The following is a 1111-nucleotide window of genomic DNA, read 5'->3' on the forward strand; positions in this document are numbered from 1 at the left end:
GGATGTTACCCTTGCTTGCGGGCTTATTGGCATATATCGTTCACTTACAGACTTATAGTTCGATTATCGTATGAAATCTCCTTGTCTGCTTGTTACTTGTCTGCTTGTCTACTAAAGAACTTGTGTTCTGCGCTACAAAAGTAACCAAAAATGCGTAAAAAACTACAATAATGCCGTGAGTTTTTAATTTTATAATGTATTATTAGACACAATTTTACTACTTTTGCAACAAAAACAAGCATTGATGGACGAAATAAACAATAATCTTGAGGCCGCCCATGGCGGCAATATGGTGTTGCGTACAGAGGGCCTTGTAAAACGGTACGGTAAGCGAACGGTGGTAAACGACGTTTCGATTAACGTGCGGCAGGGTGAAATCGTGGGTCTGCTCGGCCCCAACGGAGCGGGTAAGACGACGTCGTTCTACATGACCACGGGCCTTATCGTGCCCAACGCCGGCCATATTTATCTTGACGACAAGGACATAACCGACTTCCCTGTCTACAAGCGCGCCAGGGCCGGAATAGGATACCTGCCGCAGGAGGCGAGCGTGTTCCGCAAGCTGAGTGTCGAGGACAACATCCTCGCTGTGCTCGAGATGACAGGGCTGTCGCGCGCCGCGCAGCGCGAGAAGTTAGAGAGCCTTATTAAGGAGTTCCGCCTCGAGAAGGTGCGCAAGAACACCGGCGACCGTCTGTCGGGTGGCGAACGAAGGCGTACGGAGATTGCCCGCTGCCTTGCCATCGACCCTAAGTTTATCATGCTCGACGAGCCTTTCGCCGGTGTCGACCCTATCGCCGTTGAGGATATCCAGCACATTGTATGGCGCCTGAAGTACCGCAACATCGGCATTCTCATTACAGACCACAACGTTGAGGACACCCTCTGTATTACCGACCGTGCGTATATGCTCTTCGAGGGGCGTATCCTTTTCCAAGGCACTCCCGAGGAACTGTCGGAAAACAAGATTGTCCGCGAGAAGTATCTTACCAACAGTTTCGTGCTGCGCAAGAAGGACTTTCAGCTTATCGACGAGGAGAAGAGGGCACGCGAGGCTGAGGAAGGATAGATTATTTTTTAGTAGTTAAAGTAGTTATCGGTAGTTAGAGTA

Annotated in this window: 1 protein-coding gene; it reads left to right on the forward strand. The window is 49.8% G+C overall.

What is annotated here, in order from left to right:
* The first annotated feature begins 244 nt into the window (after window positions 1-244).
* Window positions 245-1069 carry an LPS export ABC transporter ATP-binding protein gene (gene lptB / locus H6A34_RS14440; RefSeq protein WP_205106084.1) on the forward strand — a complete coding sequence of 275 codons (825 nt, stop codon included), beginning with the start codon at window positions 245-247 and terminating at the stop codon, window positions 1067-1069.
* Window positions 1070-1111 lie beyond the last annotated feature (42 nt).

The organism is Marseilla massiliensis, from assembly GCF_016899855.1.
Classification (GTDB): Bacteria; Bacteroidota; Bacteroidia; order Bacteroidales; family Bacteroidaceae; genus Prevotella.